The 25,216-nt window shown below is 69.7% G+C and carries 24 protein-coding genes, 1 tRNA gene and 5 pseudogenes; 17 read left to right on the forward strand and 13 right to left on the reverse strand.

Annotation, left to right across the window (positions count from 1 at the left end):
- The 3 genes and pseudogenes from DT019_RS37410 to DT019_RS37420 all read left to right on the forward strand — a co-directional run.
- Positions 1–206, forward strand: a pseudogene (locus tag DT019_RS37410) (Crp/Fnr family transcriptional regulator); the annotation flags it as partial.
- 76 nt (positions 207–282) lie between these two features.
- Positions 283–1,314: a family 2 encapsulin nanocompartment cargo protein polyprenyl transferase gene (locus DT019_RS37415; RefSeq protein ID WP_114041464.1), complete on the forward strand. Its 1,032-nt coding sequence runs from the start codon at positions 283–285 to the stop codon at positions 1,312–1,314.
- A gap of 209 nt (positions 1,315–1,523) precedes the next feature.
- Entirely contained in the window at positions 1,524–2,774 is a 1,251-nt protein-coding gene (locus DT019_RS37420) for an MFS transporter (RefSeq protein WP_114041465.1), read from the forward strand.
- 186 nt (positions 2,775–2,960) lie between these two features.
- Here the strand turns inward: DT019_RS37420 and DT019_RS37425 are convergent, their stop codons facing one another.
- Positions 2,961–3,572, reverse strand: a complete 612-nt coding sequence (locus DT019_RS37425; RefSeq protein ID WP_114041466.1) for a TetR/AcrR family transcriptional regulator — start codon at positions 3,570–3,572, stop codon at positions 2,961–2,963.
- A 108-nt stretch (positions 3,573–3,680) separates the two neighbouring features.
- On the opposite strand from DT019_RS37425, the gene DT019_RS37430 reads away from it, so the two are divergent.
- The 4 genes from DT019_RS37430 (at position 3,681) to DT019_RS37445 (ending at position 6,253) form a co-directional block, all read left to right on the forward strand.
- Positions 3,681–4,262, forward strand: coding sequence for a dihydrofolate reductase family protein (locus DT019_RS37430; protein ID WP_114041467.1), 582 nt, complete (start codon positions 3,681–3,683; stop codon positions 4,260–4,262).
- A gap of 57 nt (positions 4,263–4,319) precedes the next feature.
- Positions 4,320–4,763 carry a DUF6304 family protein gene (locus tag DT019_RS37435; protein ID WP_114041468.1) on the forward strand — a complete coding sequence of 148 codons (444 nt, stop codon included), beginning with the start codon at positions 4,320–4,322 and terminating at the stop codon, positions 4,761–4,763.
- A 165-nt stretch (positions 4,764–4,928) separates the two neighbouring features.
- Positions 4,929–5,897 carry a DUF1648 domain-containing protein gene (locus tag DT019_RS37440; protein ID WP_114041469.1) on the forward strand — a complete coding sequence of 323 codons (969 nt, stop codon included), beginning with the start codon at positions 4,929–4,931 and terminating at the stop codon, positions 5,895–5,897.
- Positions 5,897–6,253 carry a GntR family transcriptional regulator gene (locus tag DT019_RS37445; RefSeq protein ID WP_114041470.1) on the forward strand — a complete coding sequence of 119 codons (357 nt, stop codon included), beginning with the start codon at positions 5,897–5,899 and terminating at the stop codon, positions 6,251–6,253. Before DT019_RS37440 ends, DT019_RS37445 begins: the two co-directional genes overlap by 1 nt.
- 27 nt (positions 6,254–6,280) lie before the next feature.
- On the opposite strand, the gene DT019_RS37450 is transcribed toward DT019_RS37445, so the two are convergent.
- Positions 6,281–6,688: a VOC family protein gene (locus DT019_RS37450; RefSeq protein ID WP_114041471.1), complete on the reverse strand. Its 408-nt coding sequence runs from the start codon at positions 6,686–6,688 to the stop codon at positions 6,281–6,283.
- A gap of 116 nt (positions 6,689–6,804) precedes the next feature.
- Positions 6,805–7,395 carry a chloramphenicol phosphotransferase CPT gene (cpt, locus tag DT019_RS37455; protein WP_223279964.1) on the reverse strand — a complete coding sequence of 197 codons (591 nt, stop codon included), beginning with the start codon at positions 7,393–7,395 and terminating at the stop codon, positions 6,805–6,807.
- Positions 7,396–7,500: 105 nt separating this feature from the next.
- Between cpt and DT019_RS37460 the strand changes: the two genes are divergently transcribed.
- Positions 7,501–7,571, forward strand: a tRNA-Ala gene (locus DT019_RS37460).
- Between the two features lie 58 nt (positions 7,572–7,629).
- On the opposite strand, the pseudogene DT019_RS37465 reads toward DT019_RS37460, so the two are convergent.
- Positions 7,630–9,317: pseudogene (locus DT019_RS37465) on the reverse strand (IS1182 family transposase).
- Positions 9,318–9,756: 439 nt separating this feature from the next.
- On the opposite strand from DT019_RS37465, the gene DT019_RS37470 reads away from it, so the two are divergent.
- Together DT019_RS37470 and DT019_RS40625 are read left to right on the forward strand one after the other, a co-directional pair.
- Entirely contained in the window at positions 9,757–10,077 is a 321-nt protein-coding gene (locus DT019_RS37470) for a PadR family transcriptional regulator (protein WP_189390292.1), read from the forward strand.
- Positions 10,074–10,313, forward strand: a pseudogene (locus DT019_RS40625) (zf-HC2 domain-containing protein); the annotation flags it as partial. The gene DT019_RS37470 and the pseudogene DT019_RS40625, both read left to right, overlap by 4 nt.
- Before the next feature lie 550 nt (positions 10,314–10,863).
- On the opposite strand, the gene DT019_RS37480 reads toward DT019_RS40625, so the two are convergent.
- The 3 genes from DT019_RS37480 to DT019_RS37490 form a co-directional block, all read right to left on the reverse strand.
- The gene (locus DT019_RS37480) at positions 10,864–12,645 is read right to left on the reverse strand and encodes a hypothetical protein (RefSeq protein ID WP_147267406.1); all 1,782 of its coding nucleotides are present in this window, start codon (positions 12,643–12,645) and stop codon (positions 10,864–10,866) included.
- 583 nt (positions 12,646–13,228) lie between these two features.
- Positions 13,229–13,729: an NUDIX domain-containing protein gene (locus tag DT019_RS37485; RefSeq protein ID WP_114041474.1), complete on the reverse strand. Its 501-nt coding sequence runs from the start codon at positions 13,727–13,729 to the stop codon at positions 13,229–13,231.
- Between the two features lie 35 nt (positions 13,730–13,764).
- A complete protein-coding gene (locus DT019_RS37490) occupies positions 13,765–15,120 on the reverse strand; it encodes a tetratricopeptide repeat protein (RefSeq protein WP_114041475.1) in 1,356 nt (451 codons plus the stop codon).
- 225 nt (positions 15,121–15,345) lie between these two features.
- On the opposite strand from DT019_RS37490, the gene DT019_RS37495 reads away from it, so the two are divergent.
- The 4 genes from DT019_RS37495 to DT019_RS37510 all read left to right on the forward strand — a co-directional run bounded on the left by DT019_RS37495 (position 15,346) and on the right by DT019_RS37510 (position 18,393).
- Positions 15,346–16,095: a hypothetical protein gene (locus DT019_RS37495; RefSeq protein WP_114041476.1), complete on the forward strand. Its 750-nt coding sequence runs from the start codon at positions 15,346–15,348 to the stop codon at positions 16,093–16,095.
- Between the two features lie 82 nt (positions 16,096–16,177).
- The gene (locus DT019_RS37500) at positions 16,178–17,089 is read left to right on the forward strand and encodes a phosphotransferase family protein (protein WP_114041477.1); all 912 of its coding nucleotides are present in this window, start codon (positions 16,178–16,180) and stop codon (positions 17,087–17,089) included.
- 1 nt (position 17,090) lies between these two features.
- On the forward strand, positions 17,091–17,783 hold the full coding sequence (locus DT019_RS37505; RefSeq protein WP_114041478.1) for a class I SAM-dependent methyltransferase: 693 nt from the start codon (positions 17,091–17,093) through the stop codon (positions 17,781–17,783).
- A gap of 31 nt (positions 17,784–17,814) precedes the next feature.
- Positions 17,815–18,393, forward strand: coding sequence for an HAD domain-containing protein (locus tag DT019_RS37510; RefSeq protein WP_114041479.1), 579 nt, complete (start codon positions 17,815–17,817; stop codon positions 18,391–18,393).
- Positions 18,394–18,448: 55 nt separating this feature from the next.
- On the opposite strand, the pseudogene DT019_RS37515 reads toward DT019_RS37510, so the two are convergent.
- Positions 18,449–20,145 (reverse strand): annotated as a pseudogene (locus tag DT019_RS37515) (relaxase/mobilization nuclease domain-containing protein).
- Positions 20,135–20,686 carry a hypothetical protein gene (locus tag DT019_RS37520; RefSeq protein WP_114041480.1) on the reverse strand — a complete coding sequence of 184 codons (552 nt, stop codon included), beginning with the start codon at positions 20,684–20,686 and terminating at the stop codon, positions 20,135–20,137. Before DT019_RS37520 ends, DT019_RS37515 begins: the two are co-directional and overlap by 11 nt.
- A 28-nt stretch (positions 20,687–20,714) precedes the next feature.
- Here DT019_RS37520 and DT019_RS37525 point away from each other — a divergent pair.
- Positions 20,715–21,017: pseudogene (locus DT019_RS37525) on the forward strand (tyrosine-type recombinase/integrase); the annotation flags it as partial.
- 7 nt (positions 21,018–21,024) lie between these two features.
- On the opposite strand, the gene sodN reads toward DT019_RS37525, so the two are convergent.
- Entirely contained in the window at positions 21,025–21,420 is a 396-nt protein-coding gene (gene sodN / locus DT019_RS37530; protein WP_067163856.1) for a superoxide dismutase, Ni, read from the reverse strand.
- Between the two features lie 175 nt (positions 21,421–21,595).
- Between sodN and sodX the strand changes: the two genes are divergently transcribed.
- Complete coding sequence (gene sodX / locus DT019_RS37535; RefSeq protein ID WP_114041481.1) at positions 21,596–22,021, forward strand: nickel-type superoxide dismutase maturation protease; 426 nt, start codon at positions 21,596–21,598, stop codon at positions 22,019–22,021.
- Here sodX and DT019_RS37540 read toward each other — a convergent pair.
- Positions 21,940–22,554, reverse strand: a complete 615-nt coding sequence (locus tag DT019_RS37540) for a CGNR zinc finger domain-containing protein (protein WP_114041482.1) — start codon at positions 22,552–22,554, stop codon at positions 21,940–21,942. The genes sodX and DT019_RS37540 overlap by 82 nt on opposite strands.
- Before the next feature lie 184 nt (positions 22,555–22,738).
- Here DT019_RS37540 and DT019_RS37545 point away from each other — a divergent pair, with 184 nt between their 5' ends.
- Positions 22,739–23,428, forward strand: coding sequence for a class I SAM-dependent methyltransferase (locus DT019_RS37545; protein ID WP_114041497.1), 690 nt, complete (start codon positions 22,739–22,741; stop codon positions 23,426–23,428).
- A gap of 60 nt (positions 23,429–23,488) precedes the next feature.
- Here DT019_RS37545 and DT019_RS37550 read toward each other — a convergent pair whose 3' ends face one another.
- Both DT019_RS37550 and DT019_RS37555 read right to left on the reverse strand, forming a co-directional pair.
- Positions 23,489–24,256 carry an amino acid ABC transporter ATP-binding protein gene (locus tag DT019_RS37550; RefSeq protein ID WP_114041483.1) on the reverse strand — a complete coding sequence of 256 codons (768 nt, stop codon included), beginning with the start codon at positions 24,254–24,256 and terminating at the stop codon, positions 23,489–23,491.
- A 4-nt stretch (positions 24,257–24,260) separates the two neighbouring features.
- On the reverse strand, positions 24,261–25,196 hold the full coding sequence (locus tag DT019_RS37555) for an amino acid ABC transporter permease (protein ID WP_114041484.1): 936 nt from the start codon (positions 25,194–25,196) through the stop codon (positions 24,261–24,263).
- Between the last annotated feature and the right edge of the window lie 20 nt (positions 25,197–25,216).

Genomic DNA, 25,216 nt, shown 5'->3' on the forward strand with positions numbered 1-25,216 from the left:
GTACCGGTGAGGCCGAGCAGGGTGTCATCGGGCTCCAGCAGGCGGGGATCCCGGACGAGATCGAGCCGAGCCTGTCGGTGCGGTTCATGGGCATCGACGAGCAGGCGATCATCTCGTACCTGGTCACGGCGTACTACTCGGCCGCGATCCTGGTGCCCGACGCGCTCGGCGTCCTGGAGAACGTCGAGGTCAGCCGCTGGCGGTGAGCCTCCGGTCCGGGCGCGCCGCCTCCGGGGCGCCCGGCGCCGCCGTCGACTCCGAGGAAAGGCACCCTAGTTGGCAATGCCGGAAGCCATGGAGGGCCGCGAGGCCGTCGAGCTCCTGGAACGGACCCGCGTGGTGGTCAACCCCCACCTGCGCGCCACGGTCGAGTCGCTGCCGGGCTCCATGCGGCGGGTCGCGATGTACCACTTCGGCTGGGAGCGCGCGGACGGCACCCCGGCCCGCGGGCAGGCGGGCAAGGCGATCCGCCCCGCCCTCGTGCTCGCCGCCGCGGCGGCGTTCGGCGGTCGGCCCGAGACAGCGGTCCGGGCGGCCGCCGCCGTCGAGCTCGTCCACAACTTCACGCTGCTCCACGACGACGTCATCGACGCGGACGCGACGCGCCACCACCGGCCCACCGCCTGGACCGTCTTCGGCACGCCGGACGCCATCATCGTGGGGGACGCGCTGCTCGCCCTCGCCCTGCGGCTGATCGCGGACGACGGCCATCCCACCGCCCCGGCCGCCTCCGCGCGGATCGCGGCCTGCGTCATCGAACTCTGCGCGGGCCAGCAGGCCGACTGCGCCTTCGAGCAGCGCGGCCCGCAGGACGTGTCGCTCGACGAGTGCCTCGCCATGGCGATGGCGAAGACCGGCGCGCTGCTCGGCTGCGCCTGCGCGCTCGGCGCGCTGTACGCGGGCGCGGGCGAGGAGGAGGTCGCCGCGATGGACGCGTTCGGGCGCGAGGCCGGGCTGGCCTTCCAGCTCATCGACGACCTGATCGGGATCTGGGGCGACCCCGGGCACACCGGCAGACCGGCCGGCGCCGACCTCGCCGCGCACAAGAAGTCGCTGCCCGTCGTCGCCGCGCTCGGCTCGGGCACCCCGGCGGCGGCCGAACTCGCCGAGCTGTACCGGGGGCCGATGGGAGCCGACGCCGTCCGCAGGGCCGCCGACGCGGTCGACCGGGCGGGCGGCCGCGACTGGGCCCAGATCCACGCCGCGGACCGGATGGCCCGCGCGGTCGACCACCTCTCGCGCGCCGTCCCGGACCTCACGGCGGCGGGCGAACTGCTGGCCCTCGCCGAGTTCGTGACCCGCCGCGCCCACTGAACACCCCTCCTCGCCCACCCCACGGCCGCGCAGGCGGACCCCGCTCCGACAGTTCACGCCATGGCCGCGCAGGCGCACCCGCTCTGCCCCCGCCCCCGACCGCTCGCCGGGTGCGACTCGACCCGGCAGGCCGCCAGCACGCAATGGCCCACTGAATCAAGGTCCAAGTGGCCCCAGTACTGGGCCACTCGGGCTGGTTTGATGTGGTCATGCCCTCCCGTACCCTGTCATCCGCCGGGCCCTCCCGCATCCTGCCTCCCCCCGGGCCCGCCCGTGGACTCGCCGCCGCGCAGCTCGTCAACTCGCTGGGTGACGGCGCCTTTCTGGTCACCTCGGCGCTGTACTTCAGCCGTGTGGTCGGGCTCCCGGCCACCCGCATAGGCCTCGGCCTCACCCTCGCGTGGGCCGTCGGCGCCCTCGCCGGGGTGCCGCTCGGGCAGCTCGCCGACCGGCGCGGCCCGCGTACCGTCGCCGTCCTGCTCGCCACCGCCACCGGGCTCTCGGTCGGGGCCTTCCTTTTCGTGCGCGGCTTCCTCCCGTTCGTGCTCGCCGCCTGCTGCTACGCCACCGCGCAGACCGGACTGGCGGCCGCCCGCCAGGCGCTGTTGGCCGCGCTCGTCGAGCGGCGGGACCGCACCCACGTTCTCGCGCACCTCCAGTCCACGCTGAACGCCGGGCTCGCCGTGGGCGCCGCGTTCGGCGGGGTCGCGCTGCACTACGGCACCCGCACCGCCTACCTCGCCGTGTTCGCCCTCGACGCGGCCGCGTTCCTGCTCTGCGCGCTGGTGCTGCTCCGGCTGCCCGCGGTGGCGCCCACCGCCGCCTTGCCGGGCCGGGGCCCCCGGTTCGCGGTGCTGCGCGACCGGCCCTATGCCCTGGTCACCCTCCTCAACACGCTGCTCCTGCTGCGGATGCCGCTGATCAGCCTCGCCATCCCGCTGTGGACCGTCACCCGCACCGATGCGCCGGGCTGGCTGGTGTCCGTGCTGCTCGTGCTCAACACCGGTGCCGTGATGCTCTTCCAGGTCCGTACCGCCTCCGCCGTACGCGATCTGTCCAGCGCGCGGCGGACCGTGGCGCGCGGCGGCGTCCTGATGCTCGCCTCCTGCGCGGTGTTCGCGCTGAGCGCCGCCGGTGCGTCCGCCTGGGTCGCCGTGGTCGTGCTGCTGGTCGCGGGCGGGCTCCAGGTGGCGGGCGAGATGATGCAGTCCGCGGGGGCCTGGCAGATCGGCTTCGACCTCGCACCGGCCGACCAGCAGGGCCAGTACCAGGGCTTCTTCGGCATGGGGGTGCCGCTGGCCCGGATGCTCGGGCCACTCCTGCTCACCGCCCTCATCGTCGACTGGGGCGTGCCGGGCTGGCTGCTGCTCGGCGCCCTGTTCCTCGGCGCGGGCCTCGCACTGGGCCCGGCGGTCCGCTGGGCGGAGCGGGTCAACTCCGGTACCGCGGCCGTCGGTTGACGCGGGTCCGTGGTCGGGAGCGACGGACAGGGGCAGACGGACCAGGCGCGCGGGCCAGGACGACCGGGCGGCGGTGGTGCGGGTCCTCGGCGCGGCGTTCACGAACGACCCGGCGAGCCGCTGCGGCTGCCGGACGGCCCGCTGATGTGCCCGATGTGGCACGAGCGACGCCCTGGCGGGGGAGGTTCAGTCCGGCACGACGCGCGCGACGATGAGGTCCACCAGCCGGGCCGTCTCCGCGTCCGCCGACTCCCGTTCCGCGACGCCCTGTTCACCGGCCCCGCCGAACATCCCGGGCAGGGTGAAGGCCTCGACGAGCAGCCCGTTGACCGCCAGATACAGCAGGCGCACCGTGTCGGCGTCGCCCGGCAGGCCGGAGTCGACGTGGAAGCGGATGTTCGCGTCCAGGTCCGCCCGGAGCGCCCGGGTCAGCTCGGCGCGCAGCGCGGGCCGGCGGACGGCTTCCAGGCGCAGCTCCAGCATGGCCAGGTAGCCGGTGCGCTCGGCGGTCATGCGCCGCACCACCCAGTGCGCGAGCGAGGCCACGAGCTCGCGGGACGGCTGCTGGCGCATCACCTCGGCGACCTCGTCCGGGTCCGGTGCCATGCGGACGTGGATGTGCCGGCCGGCCTGGGTGAACAGGTCGTCCCTGCTGGCGAAGTAGTTGGACGAGGTGCCCGAGGGGACGCCCGCCTGCGCGTCCACGGCGCGGAAGGTCAGCCCGCGCGCTCCCTCGCGCGCGAGCACCTCGATCGCCGCGTCGACCAGCGCCGTCCTGCGTTCCGGGTTTCGGACCATGCGGGAACTCCTCTGCGGGAAAACGGGGTTGCGAAACCACTACACCTGAAGCACTATAGCTGTCGTGGTCAGCACGGAAGGCCGCACCCCCCATTCCAAGAGGTTGGTTTGCGCAAGCTCTCGTACTTCGTCGGCATGTCCCTCGACGGCTTCATCGCGGGTCCCGGTCACGAGGCCCAGTTCCTGATGGATCAGATGTCACCGGCGTACTTCGACCATCTGAAGACGCACTGGCCGGAGACGATGGCGACCGCCGGACGCCGGCACTTCGGCTTCGACGACGCGGAGAACACCCACTACGACACCGTCCTGATGGGCCGGGCCACCTACGACCTGGGCCTCAAGGAGGGCATCGGCAATCCGTACGCCCACCTCACGACGTACGTCTTCTCGCGGAGCCTCACTCAATCCCCGGACCCGGCCGTCGAGTTGGTGGCGGGCGACCCGGTCGCCACCGTGCGCGGACTCAAGCGGCGTGACGGCCTCGGCATCTGGCTGTGCGGCGGCGGCGACCTCGCCGGTCAGCTGGCCGAGGAGATCGACGAGCTGGTCATCAAGACGTACCCGGTGCTCGCGGGCGACGGAATCCGCGTCGTCCGGGGCGCGTTCGAGCCCCGCCGGTTCGCGCTGACGGACACCCGGTCGTTCGACAACGGGGCGGTCGTCTCGAAGTACACAAGGAAGCGGTAACACTCATTTCGGTCACCCCCTGTGACGAACGGCAGGGTACGCCGCTAATCTCCGCCCATGACACCACAGTCATGGGCGGGTTGGTACCGGGACCGCCTAGGATCCGAAGCGTTGACGATCACCACTGACGGGACGCAGCTGCGTACCCGGATCAGGGGGGTCGACTTCGCCGGAGCGAGCTTCGACTCGCTCGGCCCGGTACCGGGGATACCGACGGAGAGCGGCACCTTCGCGCTCGACGGCGGGAGACTTCGCGACTTCGTACTCGAATGGGACATGCCCGTGCCCGTCGCCGCCGACGGCGCCGTCCAGCAGGCCACCCTCAGCTGCCTGCTCTCCCTCAAACCCCCGGAGCCCGACCTCGGGGTCGCCCTGCACTTCGGCGGAGCGGTGTACGCCAGCGGCCGGGCCGAGCTCGACTTCGGTTCGGTGCTCGACGACATCCGGCGCCAACTGCCGTCCGGCGCAAGCCTCCAGCCGTCCGCGCTGGACGCGATCTGACCGCTCCCCGTCCCCCCGTCCGTTTCGCTCACCTTCCTCCGCGGCCGTCGCGCACCGGGGAGTCCAGCCGGACTCCGCGGTGTGGGGCGGCCGCTCCGCGTTCCCGGGGCAGCGCCCTTCCAGCGGCTCGCATTGTTCTACTACTATGCGAACAAGGAGGCTTCGATGAATCGTGTCCGGTACCGCCTGGTGGCCATCTCCGTGCTGCCGTTCCTGCTCGCCCTGGCCGTCGACCTCACGGCGTACGCACTCCTGCGCGGCCGCCTGCCCGACCCGATGGCCGGCCACTTCACCGCGGGCGGCACTGCCGACGGCACCCAGAGCCACACCTCGTACCTGGTCTTCGTCCTCGTCGTGCACCTCGGGCTCGCCGCCCTGTGGACGATCGTCGCGCGGACCGCGGACCCGGTCCTGCGCGGGATGCGCTGGATGATCGGGGCCGGGTACGCGGTCGCCGGGCTGGTCGGCTACCTCATGGTCGCGGTACTGCTCGCCAATGCCGACGCGGCCGACCCCGCGCGGGTGCGGATGCCGCCGTGGCAGCTCACCGTCGCGGCGGGCTGCGGCGCCCTCGCCGCGGGCATCGGCTCGCTGCTCCTGCTCACCGTGCCGCTGCCCGCCCCCGCGCCGTCCCCCGGACCCGGCGAGGCCGAGCAGCTCGATCTGGCCGAGGGCGAAGTGGCGGGCTGGATGCGCCGGGCGCCGTCGCGGGTGCTGCTTCTGACGGGCCTCGCGGTCGTGGCGGCGGGCCTCGTCCTGCTGTACGCGGGCGGCTGGCGCCCGGCCCTCGCCATGCTGGGCGGCGGCCTGCTCTGCCTCGCCTTCTCCCGCCCGTACGTCACCGTCGACCGGCGCGGCCTGACCGCGCGCCCGACCGCGCTGCCCTGGCCGCGGATCCGGGTCCCGTTGTCCGACGTCGACCGGGCGGTCAGCCGCGAGGTCAAGATCCTGGCGGAGTACGGGGGTTGGGGCTACCGGATGCGTCCGGGCAAGTCGGGTCTGATGCTGCGCTCGGGTGAGGCGATCGTCGTACGGCGCAGGGGCGGGCGGGAGTTCGCGGTGACCGTGGACGACTCGACGACGGCCGCCGCCCTGCTCAACACCCTGGCCCACCGTGCGGCGGGGAGGCGCTGATGCTCTTCCGAGTCGACCCCGCCTCGCCGCAGCCCCTGGGCGATCAGATCGCGGCATCGGTCCGCCGGGCCGTCGCCGAGGGCAAGGTGGCCCCGGGCGAACGGCTCCCCTCGGCCCGTACCCTCGCCGACTCCCTGGGGGTCAACCTCCACACGGTGCTGAGGGGCTACCAGCGGCTGCGGGACGAGGGGCTGATCGAGCTCCGCCGGGGCCGGGGCGCGGTCGTCGTGGACGACACGGGCGCGCGCGGCCGGGCGGCGCTGATGCTGCGGGTGCGCGAACTGGTCGACCAAGCGCGCGAGTTGGGGCTCACGGAGGAGGAAGTGGTCGGGCTGGTACGGCAGGGACTGGCGTAGGGCGACGGCGGCGCGAGGCTCGCGCGGCTAGTACGTCTGGAGCTCCACCAGGTTCCCGTCCGGGTCGTGGAGGTGCGCGGCCCGCAGCCCCGGACCCCACTCGGGCAGATCGCGCGCCCCGGCCACGACCGTGCCGCCCGCCTGCGCGCAGAGCGAGACCGCGGCGTCGAGGGCCTCCCGCGAGGCCACGTGGATCACGAGGGAGCCGCCCCGCGGGACCCGGTCCTCGCCGAGCGCGGACACCATCGCCGACCGGGTGAACAGCGCGAGCGCGGTGCGGCCGTCGGCGGCGTCCCAACTGGCGTAGCCCGACGATGGGTTGCCCCGGGCGAGGGTGCAGCCCGCCAGGGTGGGCAGCACGGTCTCGTAGAAGCGGAACGCGGGCTCGTAGCGGTCGACGAGAAGCCGGGGGTACGGAGGCTCCAGAGGGTCCATGCCCTCGAACCTAACCCGGAGGACGACCTTCCGCGGTGTGCCGGTGGTCACGCGTTCCGCCCGAAGCGTGTGAACCACGCGGCCCGCCTCTCAGGTGCCGTCGAGCATGCCCGCCGTCACCGCTCCCGGAGCGGGGAGGAGAGTGCGGGGCGGTCCTGGCAGGCGTGCTCGGCGATCAGCCGGGCGCAGGCCATGGACTCGGCACCGGAGGAGTCCACCTCGATGTCGTAGCGGACGCCGAGGTGCACGGACTCGGCCTGGGCGCGGGCCATGCCGGGAATCCGGTCGCCGCGGGCGGTCTCACGTCCGGCCGCGGTGTCGGCGTCGCAGCGCACCCCGACCCAGAGCACGTCGATGCCGTCGAGCGCGTGCTCCCAGCGCCGCTGGCCGTCGGCGCCGTCGAGCAGCACCTCGTCGAGCACCACGCGGGCGCCGGCCCGCACCATGGCGGCGACACCGTGCCGCCAGGCGTCCGACAGGCGCCGGTACTCGGGGCCCACGCTCACCGACCCGTCCGCCCCGAGTCCGAGCCCCTCCCCGCCCGCCCGGAGCGAGGCGGGCATGGCGGCGTCCACCGAATCGACCCCGAACGTCAGCCAGGCGCCGGGCAGCACCGCCTGGAGGCACCGGGCGATTCCGGACTTGCCGGAACTGGACCCGCCGTTGAGCACGATCACCCGGCACAGCGGCATGTCCCTCTGATCCATCACGCCGTCAAGGTAGGCGGGCGGCCCGGGGCCGGCCAACCGATTTCCGCCCCGTGGCCCCCCTTCCTGGTGGGGCGCGCTTCGCCGTAGGATGTTGATCAAGGTGGGGTCGTAGCACAGAGGCAGTGCGCCTACACAGCATGGAGGAGGACGCCGGTTCGAATCCGGCCGCCCCGCCCCTCAGGCTTCCCGGACAGCGAAGAAGGGGCCCGGGGAGTGAACTGACGCTGTTGGTTATTTCGGGCCCTGTTGCTTCGCCCCGTCGGCCTTGTGGTCGGCGGGGCGAAGTGCTGCGAAGTGGCTGGTGCGGGTGGGGGCTCGTGGTGTGTCGGTGAGGTGGGCGTCGATGCGGGCGAGGTTGATCGCGGCGCCTGTGAGCTGGTGCTGGAGGCTGGTTTTCGCCAGGCCTCGGTAGCGGGATCTGCGCAGGCCACAGCGCTGGACACCTTGGGAGATGGTGCCTTCGACCCCGGCGCGGATCTTGTAGCGTTCCTTCCAGCCCTCGGTCTGCTGCTCGGCCCGGGACGTGCGGATTGCATGGTGTTCGTCGTAGTGCCGCAGCCGCAGTTCACGGCGGATGGCGGTGGGCGAGTTGATGCACTCGCGCCGGACCGGACAGGGCCGACAGTCGATCATGGAAAACCGCACCCGGATCACAGGCAGCCCTTCTTGGGAACGCCGTTCGTGCCAGCCGGAGGAGGTGTGACCTCCTGGGCAAGTGACCTGCTTGGTCTCCCAGTCGATGGTGAACACTTCCTGGTCGAAGCCACCCGCCGTGGCTGACTGGGCGCTCGTGTTGGCCGGGACCGGGCCGTGCAGGGCGACGCCATGCGTACGCCGGGCGGCAACGATCGCGGAGGCGGAGGGATATCCGGCATCTACCCAGTGCTCGCCGGGCAGGCAGTCCCGTCCACCGAGGGACGAGTGGATCTCCTCGGTCATCACATTGTCCGGAACGGTCGCCAGGGTGGTGGCCACGTTGGTGACCAGGTTCGGGGCGTCCGCCTCGCACGTCTCCGTGAGGTGGACCTTATATCCGTCCCAGGTGATGTTCCGTTTCACACTGCCGCGTGCCTCGGTGTCATAGGGAGTGACCACGCGCATCGCGCCCGGCGGGCGGTCTTTTGGGTCCCGCCGCCTCACCTCGTCCTCAACCTGGTGGAAGTGCTGCACCCACACCTGCCGCAGAGTCTCCACCTGCTCCAGTGCCCGCAGGCCGGGCGGCGCTTGCCGGGACCGGACGGCCTCAAGCAGCCACATCCCGTCCCGGCCGATCCGCAAGCCCATTTCGTCCCGCTTGCCGCGGGCCTTCGGGAACCGGGATTCCTCGGCCCTCGTGGCGTAGTGCTGGAACCACTCCGGCTCTGCCACCTGGGCCAACCATGCGGGGGCGGCCTGGCAAGCGCGTTCAGCGCCGAGCGCAGCGTTTCGGCAACCATCTCCAGCCAGGACAGCTCCCGTGCTGCCGACAGCACGTGTGTGGAGTCGGTCCGGGCTCGTACCGCGCTCTTGAGCAGGCCCTTGCCCCGGGCCGCGACCAAGACGCCGTCCAGCATCCGCCGGCCGGCATCCGCCTGAACCAGACGATCCCGAAACTCCGACAGCACCGAGAAGTCGAACCCCGGATCATCCAGCCGGAGCCCCAGCGCGTACTTGAAGTCGATCCTGGCCCGCACCGCCTCCGCGGCCTGCCGGTCGGTCAGCCCCTCCACGAACTGCAACACCAGCACCATCGCAAGGCGCCCCGGTGACCAGGCGGGCTTGCCCCGCACCGGGAACAGGTCCGCGAACTCCTCATCCGTGAACAGCGGCCCCAGCTCGTCCCGAACCCGGATCGCCAAACTCCCCTTCGGGAACGCGGCCCGAGCCACCCGCACCGTCTCCGCCGGAATCTCCCCAGACCCCTTCGGCTGCATCGACACCTGCACCCACCCCAAACCACAACGTCGGCCTTCCAGACCACAACCAGGTCTGGAAGGCCGACGTCACGCCGGGCCCCGAAATAACCAACAGCGTCGGAATCCCGGCCGGGCCCCTTCTCGTCCGCTTCCCCCCGCGCGTCCACCGAACGCGCACGGAGCCGCGAACACGGCCTGGATCAGGCCTTCTTGGTCTCCTAGTAATGGGCCGGGTCGGTGACCTGCGGGGATCTTTCGCGCAGGGCGCTGACCTGGCCTTTTGGTGATGGGTGGCGATGGGGTGCGACGGTTTTGAGCGGGTGTCTTGCGGACTGGGTGCGGACTGTGACACCAGAACGCCTGGCTTTGAAGGCACTCTCGGCCTTCCATGGGGCGACCCAGTTGATGCTCGTACTCGATATACGTTTGTTGCTCGTACTCGATACATGGTTCACTTGGAGACATGTCCAACATCAGGCTCACCAAGTCGACCATGGCGGTCCTGGGGGTGCTCCTCGATGCGAAGCCCAACGCGCCAGCGTGGGGTCTGAGTATCTGTCGTGATGCCGATCTCGGCCCCGGCACCGTCTATCCCATTCTTGACCGCCTTCTGGAGCGTGGCTGGCTCAGCTGTTGGGATGAGACGGAAGCTCATCCTGGGCGTCCGGCACGACGGTTCTACGAGTTCACGGGGGCTGGTCGTGCCCAGGCGCTTGAAGCGCTGGAGGCGCGTAATGCACGCCGTGCCCGGTTCGGTTTCCGGCCTGCGGGCGGTGCAGCATGACGGAGCATGATCAGGACCGTACGCCTGGACTGGGGGCAGACCACCTCGGAGAGCGTATGGCCTCCTTGGTGAATGGCGAGCTTGGCCACGGTGTACGTGAACGCGTACTTGCGCACCTCGCGACTTGTGCGAGGTGCAAGGCCGAGGCTGACGCGCAGCGACGTCTCAAGGCGGCTTTCGATGACGTGTCGCAGGAGCCGACCCCGAGCTTCCTTGAACGCCTCCAGAGCCTCCCGAACGTGGCGGCCCTTATCGACGATTTCAACGTGACGTTCGTTCGCGAGCAGCAGCGCCGGGAGCCACGAGCGGAGCGGTTGGCCTCCCTGGCAGCTATAATTGCAGGGGATCGGCGTGGCATGCGCACAGCATGGCTGGCTGATCTCGACGGTGACCCTGATGCCGGCGTCTCTCTCACCACCTGGCAGCAACGACGGTACGCGTTGGGAGTGCTCGTTGCCGCTGTTCGGTGCCGTCTTCGTGACGGTCTTGGACGTTTGTGGCGTCCTGTCGACTGGACGTTGGAGACGAGGAACCGTCGGGAGACATTTATCGGCGTGCCACCTGCACTGCTGGTGGTCTACATCGCCGAGCACGATGGAGTGCACACCCTTTTGACTGAGGGGTGGGGCTGGGTTGGTGGCTGCGGCGCGGCGGCGTTCGCTTTTGTCCGCTGGCTCCAGCGTCTTCGGGGGATCGAGTTGGCCGACAGCTCTCCGTCCAACGGAGACTAGGCTCCTGAACTGCCACTTCAACATAGCGCAGCTTCAGATATCGCCATCAAGGGGGCTAGCGATTAGGAGCCTTGTAGTTTTGCCACCATGTTGGGCCTGCGGCAGGCGCGGTGCCCCAGGTCGTCAGTTGGGTTAGCTCTGCTGTTGCATCGCTGTTTTGCCCCAGACGTGTGTGTCGAATCGCCCCAGACAGTGCCCACGCCAGGTCATCGTCTGTGGCGAGCACAGCAAGTTCGCGTAGTTCGCGCAATCGCGCGACGGCTGTCGCAGGCGTTGCTTGCAGAGCATTGGCGGCCTGCCCGGCCATCCATCTACGCACAAAGCTGGTGGGTAGCCAAGGAGTACCGTCGTACGTCCAGCGAAGCTGGGCGCGAAGGAAAGCCAGCTGGTGTGCGTCGGTATCCTCCGTTGTTTCCGAGAGCGCACGCCACGGGGCGATGGGCCCGGCAAGGATGTGGATACCGCTGTCCTGATGCGCGGTGAAGACCAGTTCTTCCAAGTCTTCCGGCAGGGTCGGCTGGAGCATAGCGATCAGCATCGGCAAGGGCGTCTCGGAGCCTGTCCGGGCTTCGACCTGCCACTGCTTGTCATTGGCCGTGATGATGACATCGTGGCAGTTCATCGTCTCCAGGACGGCTGTGGTCATCTGCTCGGCAGTCAAACCAAGGCTGTGCCACAGGCCGTCGAGTCCGAAGCTGGTGAACCCGAGTTCGCCCAGTGCCTGGAGCAGCGCCAACTGGCAGGCCAAGACGCTCTCGTACCCCTGGAAAACCCCATCGAGTACATCGGCCCACGCCACCTTGCGGGTCTTGGACTTGCGCTCGATCACGGCGAAGTCTTCTTCGTAGTGAACCAGGGCATGAGCGCGACCGGTGCGCAGGTCGCTGTCCAAGCCGTTGATGAGTCCTTGCAGGGCTGGTTCCTGTTGGGCGGTGTTCACCAGGTCAGTGGCGTTCTTGTGCCGCAGGTTCTCGTACGCGGCCGACTTTCGGCCGCAGGCTAGTAGTAGGACGGTCGCAATGACTTGCCCCGGCCCCTCGACCAGGGCGGCAGCCATACCAAGTAGCGCGCGGCCAGCCTGCCGAGAGTGGACCGCGTTGTCCATCGCGTGCGCAGCTTCCATGGAGCCGTCGAACAGCTCCCAGACGGCCCGCTTGAAGTCCTCCTCGAACAAAGGCGTCGCGGCTAGCGTCCGCAAGACTGTCGGGCTGGACCGGAATACTTCGTAGGCGCGATGCAGCACCTCGTGGAACTGGTCGGGGTCGAATAGGCTGCGGGCCTGCAGGTCGTGCACGGCGAACAGAATCCCGGAGCCGGGCACCCCGCGCGAAGATACCAACTGCATAAGCGCGTCACGGCCAGCGGTGTCCAGGGCCAGCAGGTCCGAAGCCTGGCACGCCTCCAGCGCCCGCGCCAACAGACAATCTTGAATTTGTGCGATGTCGCGCTGTTTGGTCATCACGCTGATGGTGTTTGCGATGACCGCTGCTTGATCGGCTAGTGCTGCGGTGCGGTCCAGGTGCTTTTGCGCGGTGCTGGCCAGATTCTGGGCCTGCAGGGGAGATGCCGCGAGCAGCGCTGCAAGGTAGGCATCGACCACGGCGTCCAACTCGCCTGCCAGCTCACGCAGGTGCTTGACAAGCGCCCGCAGAGGACGCCTTCCATCAGCGCCGTCAACTATGGCACGCAACTTGACGTACTCGGACACCGCGCGCTCAAGATCCTCAGCGCCCTGGACGTTACCTTCAGCCGTGGCTGTCGCGGCTTCGAAGAAGATACCCATCCACTCGCTCAGGCTGCCGAAGACATCGGCATGCAAGAACTCGGTGGCGTCCATTTGTCGCGAGGACACCAGGGGGACCGGCTGTGACAGAACCGTCCGCGCCCGCGCGGCGGCCTGCCGACGCGCGAGACTGGCCGTGTCTACCTCCCACGGCTCGGGTCGCCTGCCGCAGTCGGGACACTCGACGCCCCGAATGCGGTTGACACCGCACCTTGAGCAGGTGATCTGGGAAAAGGCCAGCTTGAAGGTGTGCACGGTCATGGGCTACGTCATCTCAATCGTTCCAGCACAGAGCGTCTATCTTGGTCGCGGCTGTGGGGCTGTACCAGAATGATCCCCTCTTAGCCCTGACTAGAGCACGTGGATTTCATGATTCGAGCCTGACCTGGGAGTGGCGTTGGTGTCTCCTTCGGTTTCGCGGATCAGCACTCGAATCCGTGTATGCACGCGCCCGCGCAATAACGGCGTTCGGTTGATCACCCACCCTGGTCTTCCGGCAGCGAGGGCAACGAAGACAAAGCAGCCAGCAGCCAGTATCGCTATGGCGTCACGACGGTTGCCAGGGCCGACACGATCGCATAGAAGTGGAGGAGGAACTTCAACGCCGGTCCTTTCAGTCCATGAGGGTGTCTGCGCTCTATTGCCATCCGTCGAGGGAGACTTCCGGACCACCCGCGAGGTAGCGGTGGAGGGCACTGGCGGTGGTGTCCACGAACTCCGCGGGGATGGCGTCGGCATCGACCCAGCAGACCTGGGAGTGTTTGCGTGGTTCGCGGTTTTCGGGTTCGCCGGTCCATTCGTGGGCGGTGAAGACGACGGTGAGGAAGCCGTTGGGGGCTTCGACGCCCCAGGCGCCGTGGATGATGTGGGCGACCTTCAGGGACTCCGGCTTCACGGTCAGGCCGGTCTCCTCGTACAGCTCGCGTACGGCGGTCTCCGTGATGGGCTCGCCGGGCTCGCTCTTGCCGACGGGGGGGTCCCACATGCCCTGGGCGAACTTGGCGTTCTGGCTGCGCTGGAGGAGGACGACGCGGTTGGTGGCCTTGTCGTGGACGATGACGGCGGCGACCAGCAGGGTCATGGATTCGAGGGCGGGCGGCAGGGCTTTGGGCTGGTCGTCGGTGGTCCGCTGAGCCACGGCTTGTGTCCCTTCGTCGGCCGGATGGTGGCAGCTTAGGCCAGTGCTTCGCGTGCGCGGCGGGCGAGTTCGGCGGCTCCGGGCACTTTGCGGCGCTGATAGATGGAGAGGGTGGAGCGGAGCGAGGTGATCGCTTTGCGGGTGCGGTCGGACGTCATTCCCTCCATCAGGGTCAGGGCCTGTGACCAGGCGGCGACGGCTTCGTCGGCTCGGGCCTGGGCGGCGAGGCTGTCGCCGAGGTCGGCGTGCGTGAGGGCGTGGACGCGCTTGTACTTCTCGGGGTCCCAGCGCACCAGGGCATCGCGGTGCTGTTGCTCGGTACCGACGTGGTCGGCGAGGTCGGTCAGAGTGCGGGCGGTGTGGCTGGCGACAGTGCCGGCGGCCGGGCCGCTGACGCGGGAGTAGCTGGGCTGGGGCCCGTCGTCGCGTAGGAGGGCGTCTTCGGCGGCGAGCAGGGCGCGGGCCGCTGCGGGCTTCGCGCCGACCGCGGCGTAGGCGCGGGCGTGGGTGATGTGCAGTAGCGCCTCGGTCTGGCCGTCGACGTGGCCCAGGCCGCGGGTGAGGGCGCCTTCGACGAGGTCGACGCAGTGGTGGGGCTGTTTGAGGCTCAGTGCCTGGTGGGCGAGGGCGCGCATCATCCAGGCGGCGTGGCCGCGCGGGTCGGCTTCGCAGGCGAGTTGGTAGCCGACCTGGTAATAGCGCTGGGCGGCCCCTTCCTGGCCGAGGTCGTGGTGCTTCCACCCGGCGAGGTACGCGAGTTCGGCGACGGCACCGAAGGCCGCTTGCCGTAGCGCTTCATTCGGGAATCGGCCGCGGAGCATGGGAGCGGCGGTGTCGGCGAGGTAGGCCGTGACCGTGGTCAGGCCGTGGCCGCCACCGAGGCGTTCATCAGCCGCGCTGAAAGCCGCGGTGATCTGCCCTACGACGTCCACGTCCTCCATCCCGACCAGGGAGCTGCCGGTGCGGGCCCGCAACATCCGGGCGGTGGCCTCGTGGTCGTAGAAGAGCGGCATGGCCACCCCGGCCGTGGTGAAGGCAGCCACGGCAAGGCAGCGGCGGCGTTCGACGTCGGCACGGCCCAGATCGGTGGCGGCCAGAACAGGATCGGGCTCCTGCGCCACCGTAGTTTCGGGTGCTCGAAGGCCAATCTCGACCAGAGTGATGGGGCGGCCTGTCCGGCGGGACAGCGCCTCAGCGAGGTACTGGCCGGTCCGTCCGGTCGGCTGGCGTGTGCCGTTCACCCAGTGGGAGACGGCCGACTTGTTGGTCTGGAGGATCTCGCCGTTCTCGGCCGCGATGCGCCGGATGTCCTTCGCCAGGGCCTCGTAGGTGCAGCCGATCGCCTCGATGACGTCACGCAGGCGGGAGTTGGGCCCTTTCGGCGCTGCCACGATCGCCTCCGCTCCAGAGCTGTAAACCGCGTATACCGCTTCAACTGCCTCTCACCGTACCCACTGTGCGTGACGGAGGGTTCACTAAACATCAGCCGCCCGGCCCCGGTCCGACACCGTGACCAGGCTCCCCCCTTCGGCCGGGCGGCCCCCGAAGTTCCGTACGCCTACACCGGGTTCGGGCATTCCTGTGCCCGAACCCGGCCGATCAGAGACGGAGACACGGTGACCACCATCGACACCACGGCCATCACGGTCGTACTGCCCGAGGCGTTCGACGAGCGCTGGAGCCGCCTGCCCGGCATCCAGGTCGACGGCCGGCGCATCACCATCGACCCGGCCGAGTACTTCTTCCGCTTCGAGTCCAACACCTGGCTCGTCGCCGATTGGGAGCTGGTCAAGTCCCAGCTCCTGGAGCTGCAGGAGACCACCGAGAGCGCGGTCGAGCAGCTCGCGTTGGACTTCATCAAGGCCCACGCCGTCTCTACCTCGGACGCCGCCCGAGTCATGTCCACGGCGTACGAGGTGTACGCCTACTTGTTCCGCGACGAGCACCTCGCCGGCCTCGGCCTGCCGCAGATCACCGCCGAGCATCTGCGGATGCTGCGCGAGGCGGCCACGCTGATGGCGCTGAACAAGGTGGAGCTGGACGGGCACATCTCCAACGTCGGTCCGTGCTGGTTCTTCCCCGCTGCCACCTCCGTCGTCTTCGACCTGGATGACGAGATGGGCGGGACGCTCGACGAGGTGTACCACGGCGGCTGGTTCAACGAGCACCGCCGCATCGAGTCCATCAAGGCTCACGCCGCCCTCGGCGGCCGGCTCGTGCACGGCTGCCAGTCCGTGCCGGACCAGTCCGGCGGCGTTGTCGCGCCCTACGGTGCGTCGATGACCGCCTTCCGCGACGGCCTCGCGGCCTTCAAGGCCGGCTGGATCGAGCAGGTCTACGCCCATCGCGTGAGCCCTGCCGCATAGCACCACACCGCACACCAGGCTCCGGGGCGGGCCGGCATCTCTCGCCCGCCCCGGATGCCCCCAAACTCCCTGGAGCCCCCACGTGACCGCGAACCCCAGCGCCGAACTCCTCGACAACCTGCTCACCATGGCCGGACGGACCACCGCCGTGCGCGAGGAGGTGCGCGTGTGGTCCATGTCCGGTGTCGAGCGCCTGACCTTCCCCGACGCCAGCACCGCGATCTTCAAGTACGCGAAGCGGCCCTTCGACAGCGAGGATCAGTCCCTCCGTCTGGCACATACGCTCGGCGTCCCCGTCCCGCAGATCCACGCCTCCGCCGTCCTGGACGGTTGGCTCGGCATGCTCATGGAAGACCTCGGCCCCGCCGTCCGCGACGCCGATGACCTCGACGGCACCGCCGCGGCCGTGGTCCTGCACGGCACCCGTACGGCTGCAGCCTTGCCCGTCCTCGACCAGGTCCGCCTCCGCTCACTGCCGAACCGGGCCCTGGAACACCTCGCCCAGCTCCGCAAGGCCGAGCGCTGGCAAGACACGGACGACATCGAGGACGCGCTCGACCGGATCGCTCAGGCCGCCAAGGCCCGGTCGGCCGGTACGACGGTGGCGCCGTTCGGCTGGGTGCACTCCGAGTTCCACCCCACGAGCCTCCACATTGGCCAACACGGCTGGCGGCTGCTGGACTTCGCCCGCGCCTTTACCGGCCCCGGCCTGCTCGACCTCGCCAGCTGGCACGGCACCCTCGACACCCCCAACCCCGTACGCCTCCGTGTCTTCCTGGAGCAGTACGTCACCGCTGGCGGCACCCCGGACGCTCTCACCCAGCGCGGCGGACTCACCGCCGAGAACTGGGCGCTGGGCTGGCACCGCATGTGGGCCGTCGAGTGGTTCATGGAACAGTCCATCCGCTGGATCAACGACCAGGCCACCGACCCCAGCTACGTCAAGGCCGTACGCCGCCATCTCACCGACATCCTCCACTTCCTGGAGGTCTGACGTGCTCGCCCAGGCTTCCCCGTGGTACGTACACGCCCTCCAGCGCACTACGGCCAGCCCCGCCGAGCCGCTGTCGGTACCCGCCCGGATGGAATGGACAACGCGGCCAGGCAGCGGGCCCGGCGCCGAGATTCTCGGCTCGGACCTGCGCCGCAAGCGGCTGCTGGAACTCGGCTGCGGCCCCGGTCACAACGCCGCCCACCTCGCCACCCGCTACGGCGCCCAGGTCACCGGTGTCGATCTGGTCGGGCTGCAGGTCCGCCGGGCTCGGTCGCACTACGGGCGGCTGAACAACCTGACCTTCGTCGCCGGCCATGCCCTGCACTACCTGCAAGCCTCCGACGAGCAGTTCGACGCCATCTACTCCGTCTTCGGGGCCATCGGCTTGGTAGCGCCCGAGCTTCTGCTCCCGGCCATCGCCCAGCACCTCAAACCCGGGCGCACCCTCGCCTTCTCCGTCCCCCATCCCAAGCGCGGCGGCTTGCGACCCACCGCCGACGACCGACCCCGCCGAGACTACGTCACTCTCCCCGACCGCACCCGCCTACCCATCGCCCGCTGGGACTTCGATGCCGACCGCTGGGAGAAACACCTCGACCGCGCCGGCCTCTGGCTCACCTCGGCCCAGGAGTTCCATGACGCCCGCCGCGGCCTCTGGCCCACCACGTTGCTGATCACCGCGCGCAAGCTCTGACCCCCACTCCGCCGTCTCTTGGGAGAAACCGATGCGCCCGCCCTATCTGCTCCTCGACGTCGACGGCGTCCTCATACCCTTCCCGGACGCCGATGGGACCAGTCCGGCCACCCACGACCGCCACGACGTCGTTCCCACCGGCCGTAGCGCCGACGATCCGGTCACCGTCTGGCTCAGCCCGATCCATGGCCCCTTGCTCATGGACGTGATACGGACCGGCCTGGTCACCCCGGTCTGGTGCACGAGCTGGCGCCAGGACGCCACCACACTGATCGGGCCGCTCCTCGGCCTCCCGTCTCTGCCATACGTCGACCTCCCGCGTCCGCAGATCACCACCAGCCACCCCAACGGCTATCTCTGGAAACGAGACCATGTCGATGTCTGGCTGGGCGACATGCCTGTTGCTTGGGTCGACGACGACTTCACCGCCGACGACCATGCCTGGGCAGCAGAGCGCACGGCGCGTGGGATAACGACTTTCCTGGTCCAGCCTGATCCCCACATCGGGTTGTTGGCCGAGCACCTGGCTGAGGTCATGAAATGGGTTGACCGCTTGTCCGTCGTGCCAGCCAGCGAATCCGCTGGTGCTCCTGGAGCCGAAGTAGCCTGAAGTGATCACGGAGCAGGACGTCAACACTGTCCGAGAGCCGAGCCGACTGCTTGATCTATCGATGTCGTCCACGTTCCTCGGGCCTGGAGGCCGGCGTCGTGGCCGAGGGCTGGAGAGCCAGGGGCCGAGAGGACCCTCCCGGTGTGCTGCTTCGCTTGCGTGCTGCCTGTGCTCGCCTGTTCGGCTGGACGGTGATGCGCCAGTTGAGGACCTCGGCGGGGCGTTCGGCGGTGTCGAGTTCTCGCAGGGCGGCGACTTCAGCCAAGAGACGCCGGGGGTAGTGGCCGGCGGTCTCGGCGCGGGCGAGGGTTGTGGTCAGGGCTGGCCAAGCGGGATCGGCGAGGACCCGTTCGGCCTGGTTGGGGAGGGCTGCGCGCAGATCCTGCTCGAAGCGGCTGATGGTGGCGGCGCGTGGCGCGCGTCGGGTGAGATCTGCCAGGACCGGCGCGGCAGCTTCCTGGTAACCGGCCTGTAGGTGACGGAAGGCTTGCTCAGCCGCGGCGGCCTGCTGCTCGTGGCCGCGTTGTTCGTGCCACTTGGCAGCTGCCCGCGACAGGTAGAGCGCGGCGAAGAGCAGGGCGATGGCGAGTCCGCCCGGATCGTGTGTGGCGTAGGCGAGTTCCTTGGCGGCTTCCCGCAGAGCGGTGGCGGCTTGATGGTCGGCCCGGATCGCCGAACGGCGGGCGCGGTTGAACACCTGTGCCGCTGCTTGTAGTTCGGCCCGGTGCGGGCCGTGGCTGGCGAGGGCCAGGTTGTGGAGGGTGTCGCCGAAGGCATAGAGGTGGCCCTGGGCCACGGCCTCGCCACCTGAGTCGAGGACGGCGTGCGCGTGGCGGATGGCGGTTTCGGCGCGGTGCCACGGCTCGGCCGGGTCCGCCATCGGTTGAGGGCGGTCGTCCAGCTCCTGGGTCGGGAGGCGTTCGCGCAGACGGTTGCCGGACAGGTCGGGGGCGAGCTTTGAGCCGCCGTACCAGATCGGCTCGCCTTGGGCGGTGTCGCCAGGGGCGGCCAGGCTGTAGCCGGTCACCTCGCCGGTCTCGGGGCCGATGCGCGGCTTGACCTGGATGCCGAGGGAGCGCAGCACGGTGAAGTACTCGTCGATGCTCTGCGTACGGCGGCGGCGACCGCGTACGCCTGCTCGCGCAGCCACTCCCGCGCGGTCTCCTCCCGCCCCTGGCGTTCCGCCTTCGCCCGCTCGGCGCCGGTCGGGGTACGCGGGGCGGTGAGGTCACCGGACTTCAGGCGGCGCAGCCCGAACTCGGCCTCGATCTTGCGGCATTCCAGCTGTGCCCGCCAGCCGTCCCGGTTAGTACGAGGGCGGCGGCTGTCGGCTCGGACGGTGGTGGCCATGAGGTGGATGTGGTCGTCGGCGTGCCGTACCGCGATCCAGCGGCACGCCTTGTCGTTTCCCTCGGGGGCGATGCCCGTGGCGGCTACGACGCGGCGGGCAACCTCGGCCCACTTAGCGTCGGTGAGGTAGCGGTCGCCGGGTGCGGTGCGCACCGGGCAGTGCCACACATGCTGCGGTGGCTGCTTTCCTCCGAGTTCCCGGGTGCGGAGGTCGACGTGGTGGTCCAGGCGCCGGGCGAGCTGGGTGTAGGTGGCGGCGTGGTCGCGGCCGGGGTCGGGGGCGCCGGCCATGTCCCAGGCGGCCACGATGTGGGGGTCCGTGTGCTCGTCGCGCCGCCCCTTGCCGAAGAGGTAGTTGATCAGGCCGAGGGTGCTGGAGCCGGTGGAGACGTCAGGCACCATGACCGGCTCCTTCCGCCAGGAGCAGGTCCATGAGTGCGTAACTGGCCTGGGCGGCCTGCTCAATGCGGTCGAGGACGACCTCGGCACGCTCGGGTATCGCGCCGGAGTGGATGGCTGCCGTGACCTGGTTCAGGTTGGTGCCGATCCGGTTCAGCGCCTTGGTGTGCGCTTCGATGGCCTCCACCAGAGGGCGGATGGGGTCGTCCTCCGGGCTGCCGACCATGCCCGCCTTGCCGAGCGCGATGGCGAGGGCGGCGTCGCCGACAAAGCCTGCGAACTTCTGGTGGCGCCGCTTGGCCTCGGCGTCGATGAGGCGGACTGCGGTCGGCGTGAAGCCGATCTTCTTCTCTTGGTCGCGCTTCTCAATGGTGCGCTTGCAGTTCATCCGCGCGGGCAGCGCGGGGGCGTCAGGCTCACGCCACGAGGGCTGCTCAACGGCGGCGGGCGGTTGACGGGCAGACAGCTCGGCGTGTGGGGAGATGGAGTCGGGGACGGGGGGCTCGGTGCTATCGGCGGGAGACGCGGTGCGGGGCTCGTTCACCCCTCCTCAGGCTCGGGCGCCCGCTGGCGCCCGGCCCAACGAAGCGGCCGAGCGCGAGGCACGCAAGTCCGTCGAACTGCCGCACATGGTGACCCACGACCTGCGCCACTTCTACGCCTCCGCCCTCATCGCCGGCGGAGCGAGCGTCAAGCAGGTCCAGCTCGTCCTCGGCCACGCGTCCGCCGTCATCACGCTGCGGATCTACGCGCACCTGTGGCCGGGTGAAGAAGACCGCACCCGGACCGTCATGGACGCCGTTCTCGGCGGCCTGTGGACCGGGTGCGGACAGGTAGGCGATGCGACCCGCGAAACCGCAGGTAAAACGTCCTAGCCTTAGATCAAGCCTTCTTGGTCTCCCAGAAGATGCGGTCGATCTCGGCGATGAGTTCGAGCGCCTTCTCGCCGGTCTTGGGGTCGGTCGACGCCTTGGCGGCCGAGAGGGCCTTCAGGGTGTCGTTGACCAGCTGGTGGAGCTGGGGGTACTTCTCGAAGTGCGGGGGCTTGAAGTAGTCGCTCCACAGCACGGAGACGTGGTGCTTCGCGAGCTCCGCGCGCTGCTCCTTGATGACCACGGCACGCGCACGGAAGTGCGGGTCCTCGTTGGCCTGGAACTTCTCCTGCACGGCCTTGACCGACTCCGCCTCGATGCGGGCCTGGGCCGGGTCGTACACACCGCAGGGCAGGTCGCAGTGCGCGCTGACCTTCACCTTGGGGGCAAACAGGCGGGAAAGCATTGAGCTGTCCTTCCTCGTGATCGTCTTCTCAGGTGGGACATTACTCGGTGAGAGACGGGATTTCGCGGGTGCCCCCATGGGCTTAGGCCAAAAGTCCAGGGTCACCCCGGGACTCGTGGCGGAACGTACCGTGGGTGTGGCGGCGGGGTGCCGGTGGCCGGGAGGTGGGTGACGTATGACGGACGAGGGGCGGGAGCCGAGGGTGCCGTTGGGGATCGCCGAGGTCCTGGGGACCTCGATGGTTCCCACGCTGTTGCACGGGGACCAGCTGCTCGTGCACTACGGGGCGGAGTTGAGGGCCGGTGACGTGGCCGTGCTGCGGCACCCGTTGCAGCAGGACCTGCTCATCGTCAAACGGCTCATGGAGCTGCGCGAGAGCGGCTGGTGGGTGCTCGGCGACAACACCGACGACGAGGTCGTGGACAGCCGCGCCTTCGGCGCCGTGCCGGTCGACCTCGTGCTCGGCCGGGTGCGCGGGCGGTACCGGCCGATGACGGCCGGGCGCCGGCGTTCCGTCGGCTACTTGGCGTCCTGGATGCTCTCGTCGGTGCGGCCGGTGCTCTCCGACCGCTCGGTCTCCAGGCGCTTGCGGGCCCGGTAGGCGGCCACGTTGGCGCGGGTCGCGCACCGGTCCGAGCAGTAGCGGCGCGAGCGGTTGGTCGAGGTGTCCAGGTAGGCGTTGCGGCAGGGCACGGCCTGGCACAGGCCGAGCCGGTCGACGCCGTACTCCGTGAGGTGGAAGGCCAGGCCCATGGAGGCGATCGCCGCGTAGCCCGCCGTCGCGTTCGAGGGGTGGTCGGCCAGGTGCATGTGCCACAGGGGACGGCCGTCCTCGTCGCGGTGTTCGTGGCCCGACACCTGGGGGCTGACGGGGAACTCCAGGAGCAGCGAGTTCAGCAGGTCGACCGCCTGGACCTCCTCGCCCCGGTCCGCCGCCTCGAAGACCGCGCGCAGCCGGGCCCGTACCGACCGGAAACGCGTCACGTCCGCGTCCGTCGCCCGGCGGGCCGCCGACTGGTTCCCGCCGAACAGCTCACGGACCGTCTCCACCGACGTGAGCGCGTCCTTGTTGCGGGCCGGCTCCTCGGTGTTGACCAGGCGCACGGCGTAGTCCGAGTAATAGGCCAGTTCCACTTGTAGTCCTTACGGCGGCGGTCTAGGGTCTGGAGTGTTCCAGGTAACGGCTGGGTACCCATCGAGGGTATTACAGAGTGGCTTCCAAGGAGGGATTCCTGTGTCGGAGACGGTCACTGGGGCGGGCGAGAGCACCGACTGGCGGGGCTGGCAGGACAGCTGGGACCGGCAGCAGGAGTGGTACATGCCGGACCGCGAGGAGCGCTTCCGGGTCATGCTCGACATGGTCGAGGCCTGCGTCGGTCCCGCACCGCGCGTGCTCGACCTCGCGTGCGGTACGGGGAGTATTACGGACAGGCTCCTCAGGAGGTTCCCGGACGCGGTCAGCACGGGCGTGGACCTGGACCCGGCCCTCCTCGCCATCGCCCGGGGCACCTTCGCCGGGGACGGGCGCGTCACCTTCGTGACCGCCGACCTCAAGGACCCGCACTGGGTCGAGGCGCTGCCGTACGACTCCTACGACGCGGTCCTCACCGCGACCGCCCTCCACTGGCTGCACAGCGGGCCGCTCACCGCGCTCTACGGACAGGTCGCCGGGCTCGTCCGCGACGGCGGCGTGTTCATGAACGCCGACCACATGATCGACCCCGCCACCCCGCGCATCAACGCCGCCGAGCGCGCCCAGCGGCACCGGCGGATGGACCGGGCCAAGGCGCAGGGCACGCTCGACTGGGCCGACTGGTGGGAGCTCGCCGCCGCGGACCCGGTGCTCGCGGAGCCGACGGCCCGGCGGTACGAGATCTACGGCGAGCACGCCGACGGCGACATGCCCTCGGCCGCCTGGCACGCCGACACCCTGCGCGCGGCCGGGCTCGCCGAGGCCCGCCCGGTGTGGGCCTCGCCCTCGGACACCCTGCTGCTCGCCCTCAAGTAGCGCATGGGGAAGGGGGGTTACGGGCTCTTGCTCGTAACCCCCCTTTTCGCGCACCGCGAGTTACAGCACCTTCGACAGGAACGACTTCGTCCGGTCGTGCTGAGGGTTCGTCAGAACATCGCGCGGGTTGCCCGCTTCGACCACCACGCCGTCGTCCATGAAGACCAGCGAGTCGCCGACCTCGCGCGCGAAGCCCATCTCGTGGGTGACCACGATCATCGTCATGCCGTCCTCGGCGAGGCCCCGCATGACGTCCAGGACGTCACCCACCAGCTCGGGGTCGAGCGCCGAGGTCGGCTCGTCGAAGAGCATCAGCTTCGGCTGCATCGCCAGCGCCCGGGCGATCGCCACGCGCTGCTGCTGGCCGCCGGAGAGCTGCGAGGGGTAGTTGCCCGCCTTGTCGGCCAGGCCGACCCGGTCGAGCAGCTTCAGCGCCCGCTCGCGGGCCACCGCCTTCGGCTCCCGCTTGACCTGGACCGGCGCCTCCATGACGTTCTCCACGGCCGTCATGTGCGGGAACAGGTTGAAGCGCTGGAAGACCATGCCGATGTCCCGGCGCTTCAGGGCGACTTCGCTGTCCTTGAGCTCGTACAGCTTGTCCCCCTTCTGCCGGTACCCGACCAGGTCGCCGTCGACGTAGAGACGCCCGGCGTTGATCTGCTCCAGGTGGTTGATGCAGCGAAGGAAGGTCGACTTGCCGGAGCCGGACGGGCCGATCAGGCAGAACACCTCGCCCTCGGCCACCTCCAGGTCGATGCCCTTGAGGATGTGGGCGGGGCCGAACGACTTGTGGACGCCCTCCGCCTTGACCATCGGTTGTGCAGTCATGGGGTCACCGCCGCCACTGGGAGAGGGAGAGCAGGTTCGACTTGATGCGCTCCAGCGGCGTGGGCGGCAGGGCGCGCAGCGAACCTCGTGCGAAACGGCGCTCCAGGTAGTACTGGCCGACGCTGAACACACTGGTCAGGGCCAGGTACCAGAGCGAGGCCAGGAAGAGCATCTCCATCACCGCGAACGAGGTCGCGGCGACGTCCTGGGCGCTGCGCAGCAGGTCCTGGTACTGGACCGCGACGACCAGCGACGAGGTCTTCAGCATGTTGATGAACTCGTTGCCCGTCGGCGGGATGATCACCCGCATCGACTGGGGGAGCACCACGCGGCGCATGGTCTGCGTCTGGGTCATGCCGAGCGCGTGCGCGGCCTCGGTCTGGCCCTCGTCCACCGACTGGATGCCGGCCCGGACGATCTCCGCCATGTACGCGCCCTCGTTCAGGCCGAGGCCGAGGAGGGCCGCGAGGAACGGCGTCATGACCGCGGTCATGTAGTCCTTGTAGAACCCGAGGTTCAGGATCGGGAAGATCAGCGCCAGGTTGAACCAGATCAGCAGCTGCACATAGACCGGGGTGCCGCGGAAGAACCAGATGTACAGCCAGGCGACGGAGCTGGTCACCGGGTTCTTCGAGAGCCGCATCACGGCGAACAGCACACCGAGCACCAGGCCCACGGCCATGGAGACGACGCTGATGAGCACGGTGTGCCACAGGCCGGTCAGGATGCTGGAGTCGAACAGCTTGTCCGTGACGGTCGCCCAGCGCACATTGCCCTGGGCGAACGCGTACCCGAGGGCGCCGAGCACGGCGACGACGAGGACGGCACTGACCCAGCGGCCGTAGTGGCGGACCGGGATGGCACGGATGATGTCCGGGGGGACCTGCTCCGGGGCGGCGTCCGCCGGACCGGAGGGGGTCTTGTCGAGCTTGTCAGTCACAGCGACTGCCCTTCAGTGGT

Origin of the sequence: Streptomyces sp. SDr-06, from assembly GCF_003324565.1 — a bacterium.
GTDB lineage: Bacteria > Actinomycetota > Actinomycetes > Streptomycetales > Streptomycetaceae > Streptomyces.

Excerpts from the sequence above, each read along its gene's own strand:
- DT019_RS37415 (WP_114041464.1), top strand. The coding sequence starts at position 283 with ATGCCGGAAGCCATGGAGGGCCGCGAGGCCGTCGAGCTCCTGGAACGG.
- DT019_RS37420 (WP_114041465.1), top strand. The coding sequence starts at position 1,524 with ATGCCCTCCCGTACCCTGTCATCCGCCGGGCCCTCCCGCATCCTGCCT.
- DT019_RS37425 (WP_114041466.1), bottom strand. The coding sequence starts at position 3,572 with ATGGTCCGAAACCCGGAACGCAGGACGGCGCTGGTCGACGCGGCGATC.
- DT019_RS37435 (WP_114041468.1), top strand. The coding sequence starts at position 4,320 with ATGACACCACAGTCATGGGCGGGTTGGTACCGGGACCGCCTAGGATCC.
- DT019_RS37440 (WP_114041469.1), top strand. The coding sequence starts at position 4,929 with ATGAATCGTGTCCGGTACCGCCTGGTGGCCATCTCCGTGCTGCCGTTC.
- DT019_RS37445 (WP_114041470.1), top strand. The coding sequence starts at position 5,897 with ATGCTCTTCCGAGTCGACCCCGCCTCGCCGCAGCCCCTGGGCGATCAG.
- DT019_RS37450 (WP_114041471.1), bottom strand. The coding sequence starts at position 6,688 with ATGGACCCTCTGGAGCCTCCGTACCCCCGGCTTCTCGTCGACCGCTAC.
- cpt (WP_223279964.1), bottom strand. The coding sequence starts at position 7,395 with ATGGATCAGAGGGACATGCCGCTGTGCCGGGTGATCGTGCTCAACGGC.
- DT019_RS37470 (WP_189390292.1), top strand. The coding sequence starts at position 9,757 with ATGTCCAACATCAGGCTCACCAAGTCGACCATGGCGGTCCTGGGGGTG.
- DT019_RS37480 (WP_147267406.1), bottom strand. The coding sequence starts at position 12,645 with ATGGACGCCACCGAGTTCTTGCATGCCGATGTCTTCGGCAGCCTGAGC.
- DT019_RS37510 (WP_114041479.1), top strand. The coding sequence starts at position 17,815 with ATGCGCCCGCCCTATCTGCTCCTCGACGTCGACGGCGTCCTCATACCC.
- sodN (WP_067163856.1), bottom strand. The coding sequence starts at position 21,420 with ATGCTTTCCCGCCTGTTTGCCCCCAAGGTGAAGGTCAGCGCGCACTGC.
- sodX (WP_114041481.1), top strand. The coding sequence starts at position 21,596 with ATGACGGACGAGGGGCGGGAGCCGAGGGTGCCGTTGGGGATCGCCGAG.
- DT019_RS37545 (WP_114041497.1), top strand. The coding sequence starts at position 22,739 with ATGCCGGACCGCGAGGAGCGCTTCCGGGTCATGCTCGACATGGTCGAG.
- DT019_RS37550 (WP_114041483.1), bottom strand. The coding sequence starts at position 24,256 with ATGACTGCACAACCGATGGTCAAGGCGGAGGGCGTCCACAAGTCGTTC.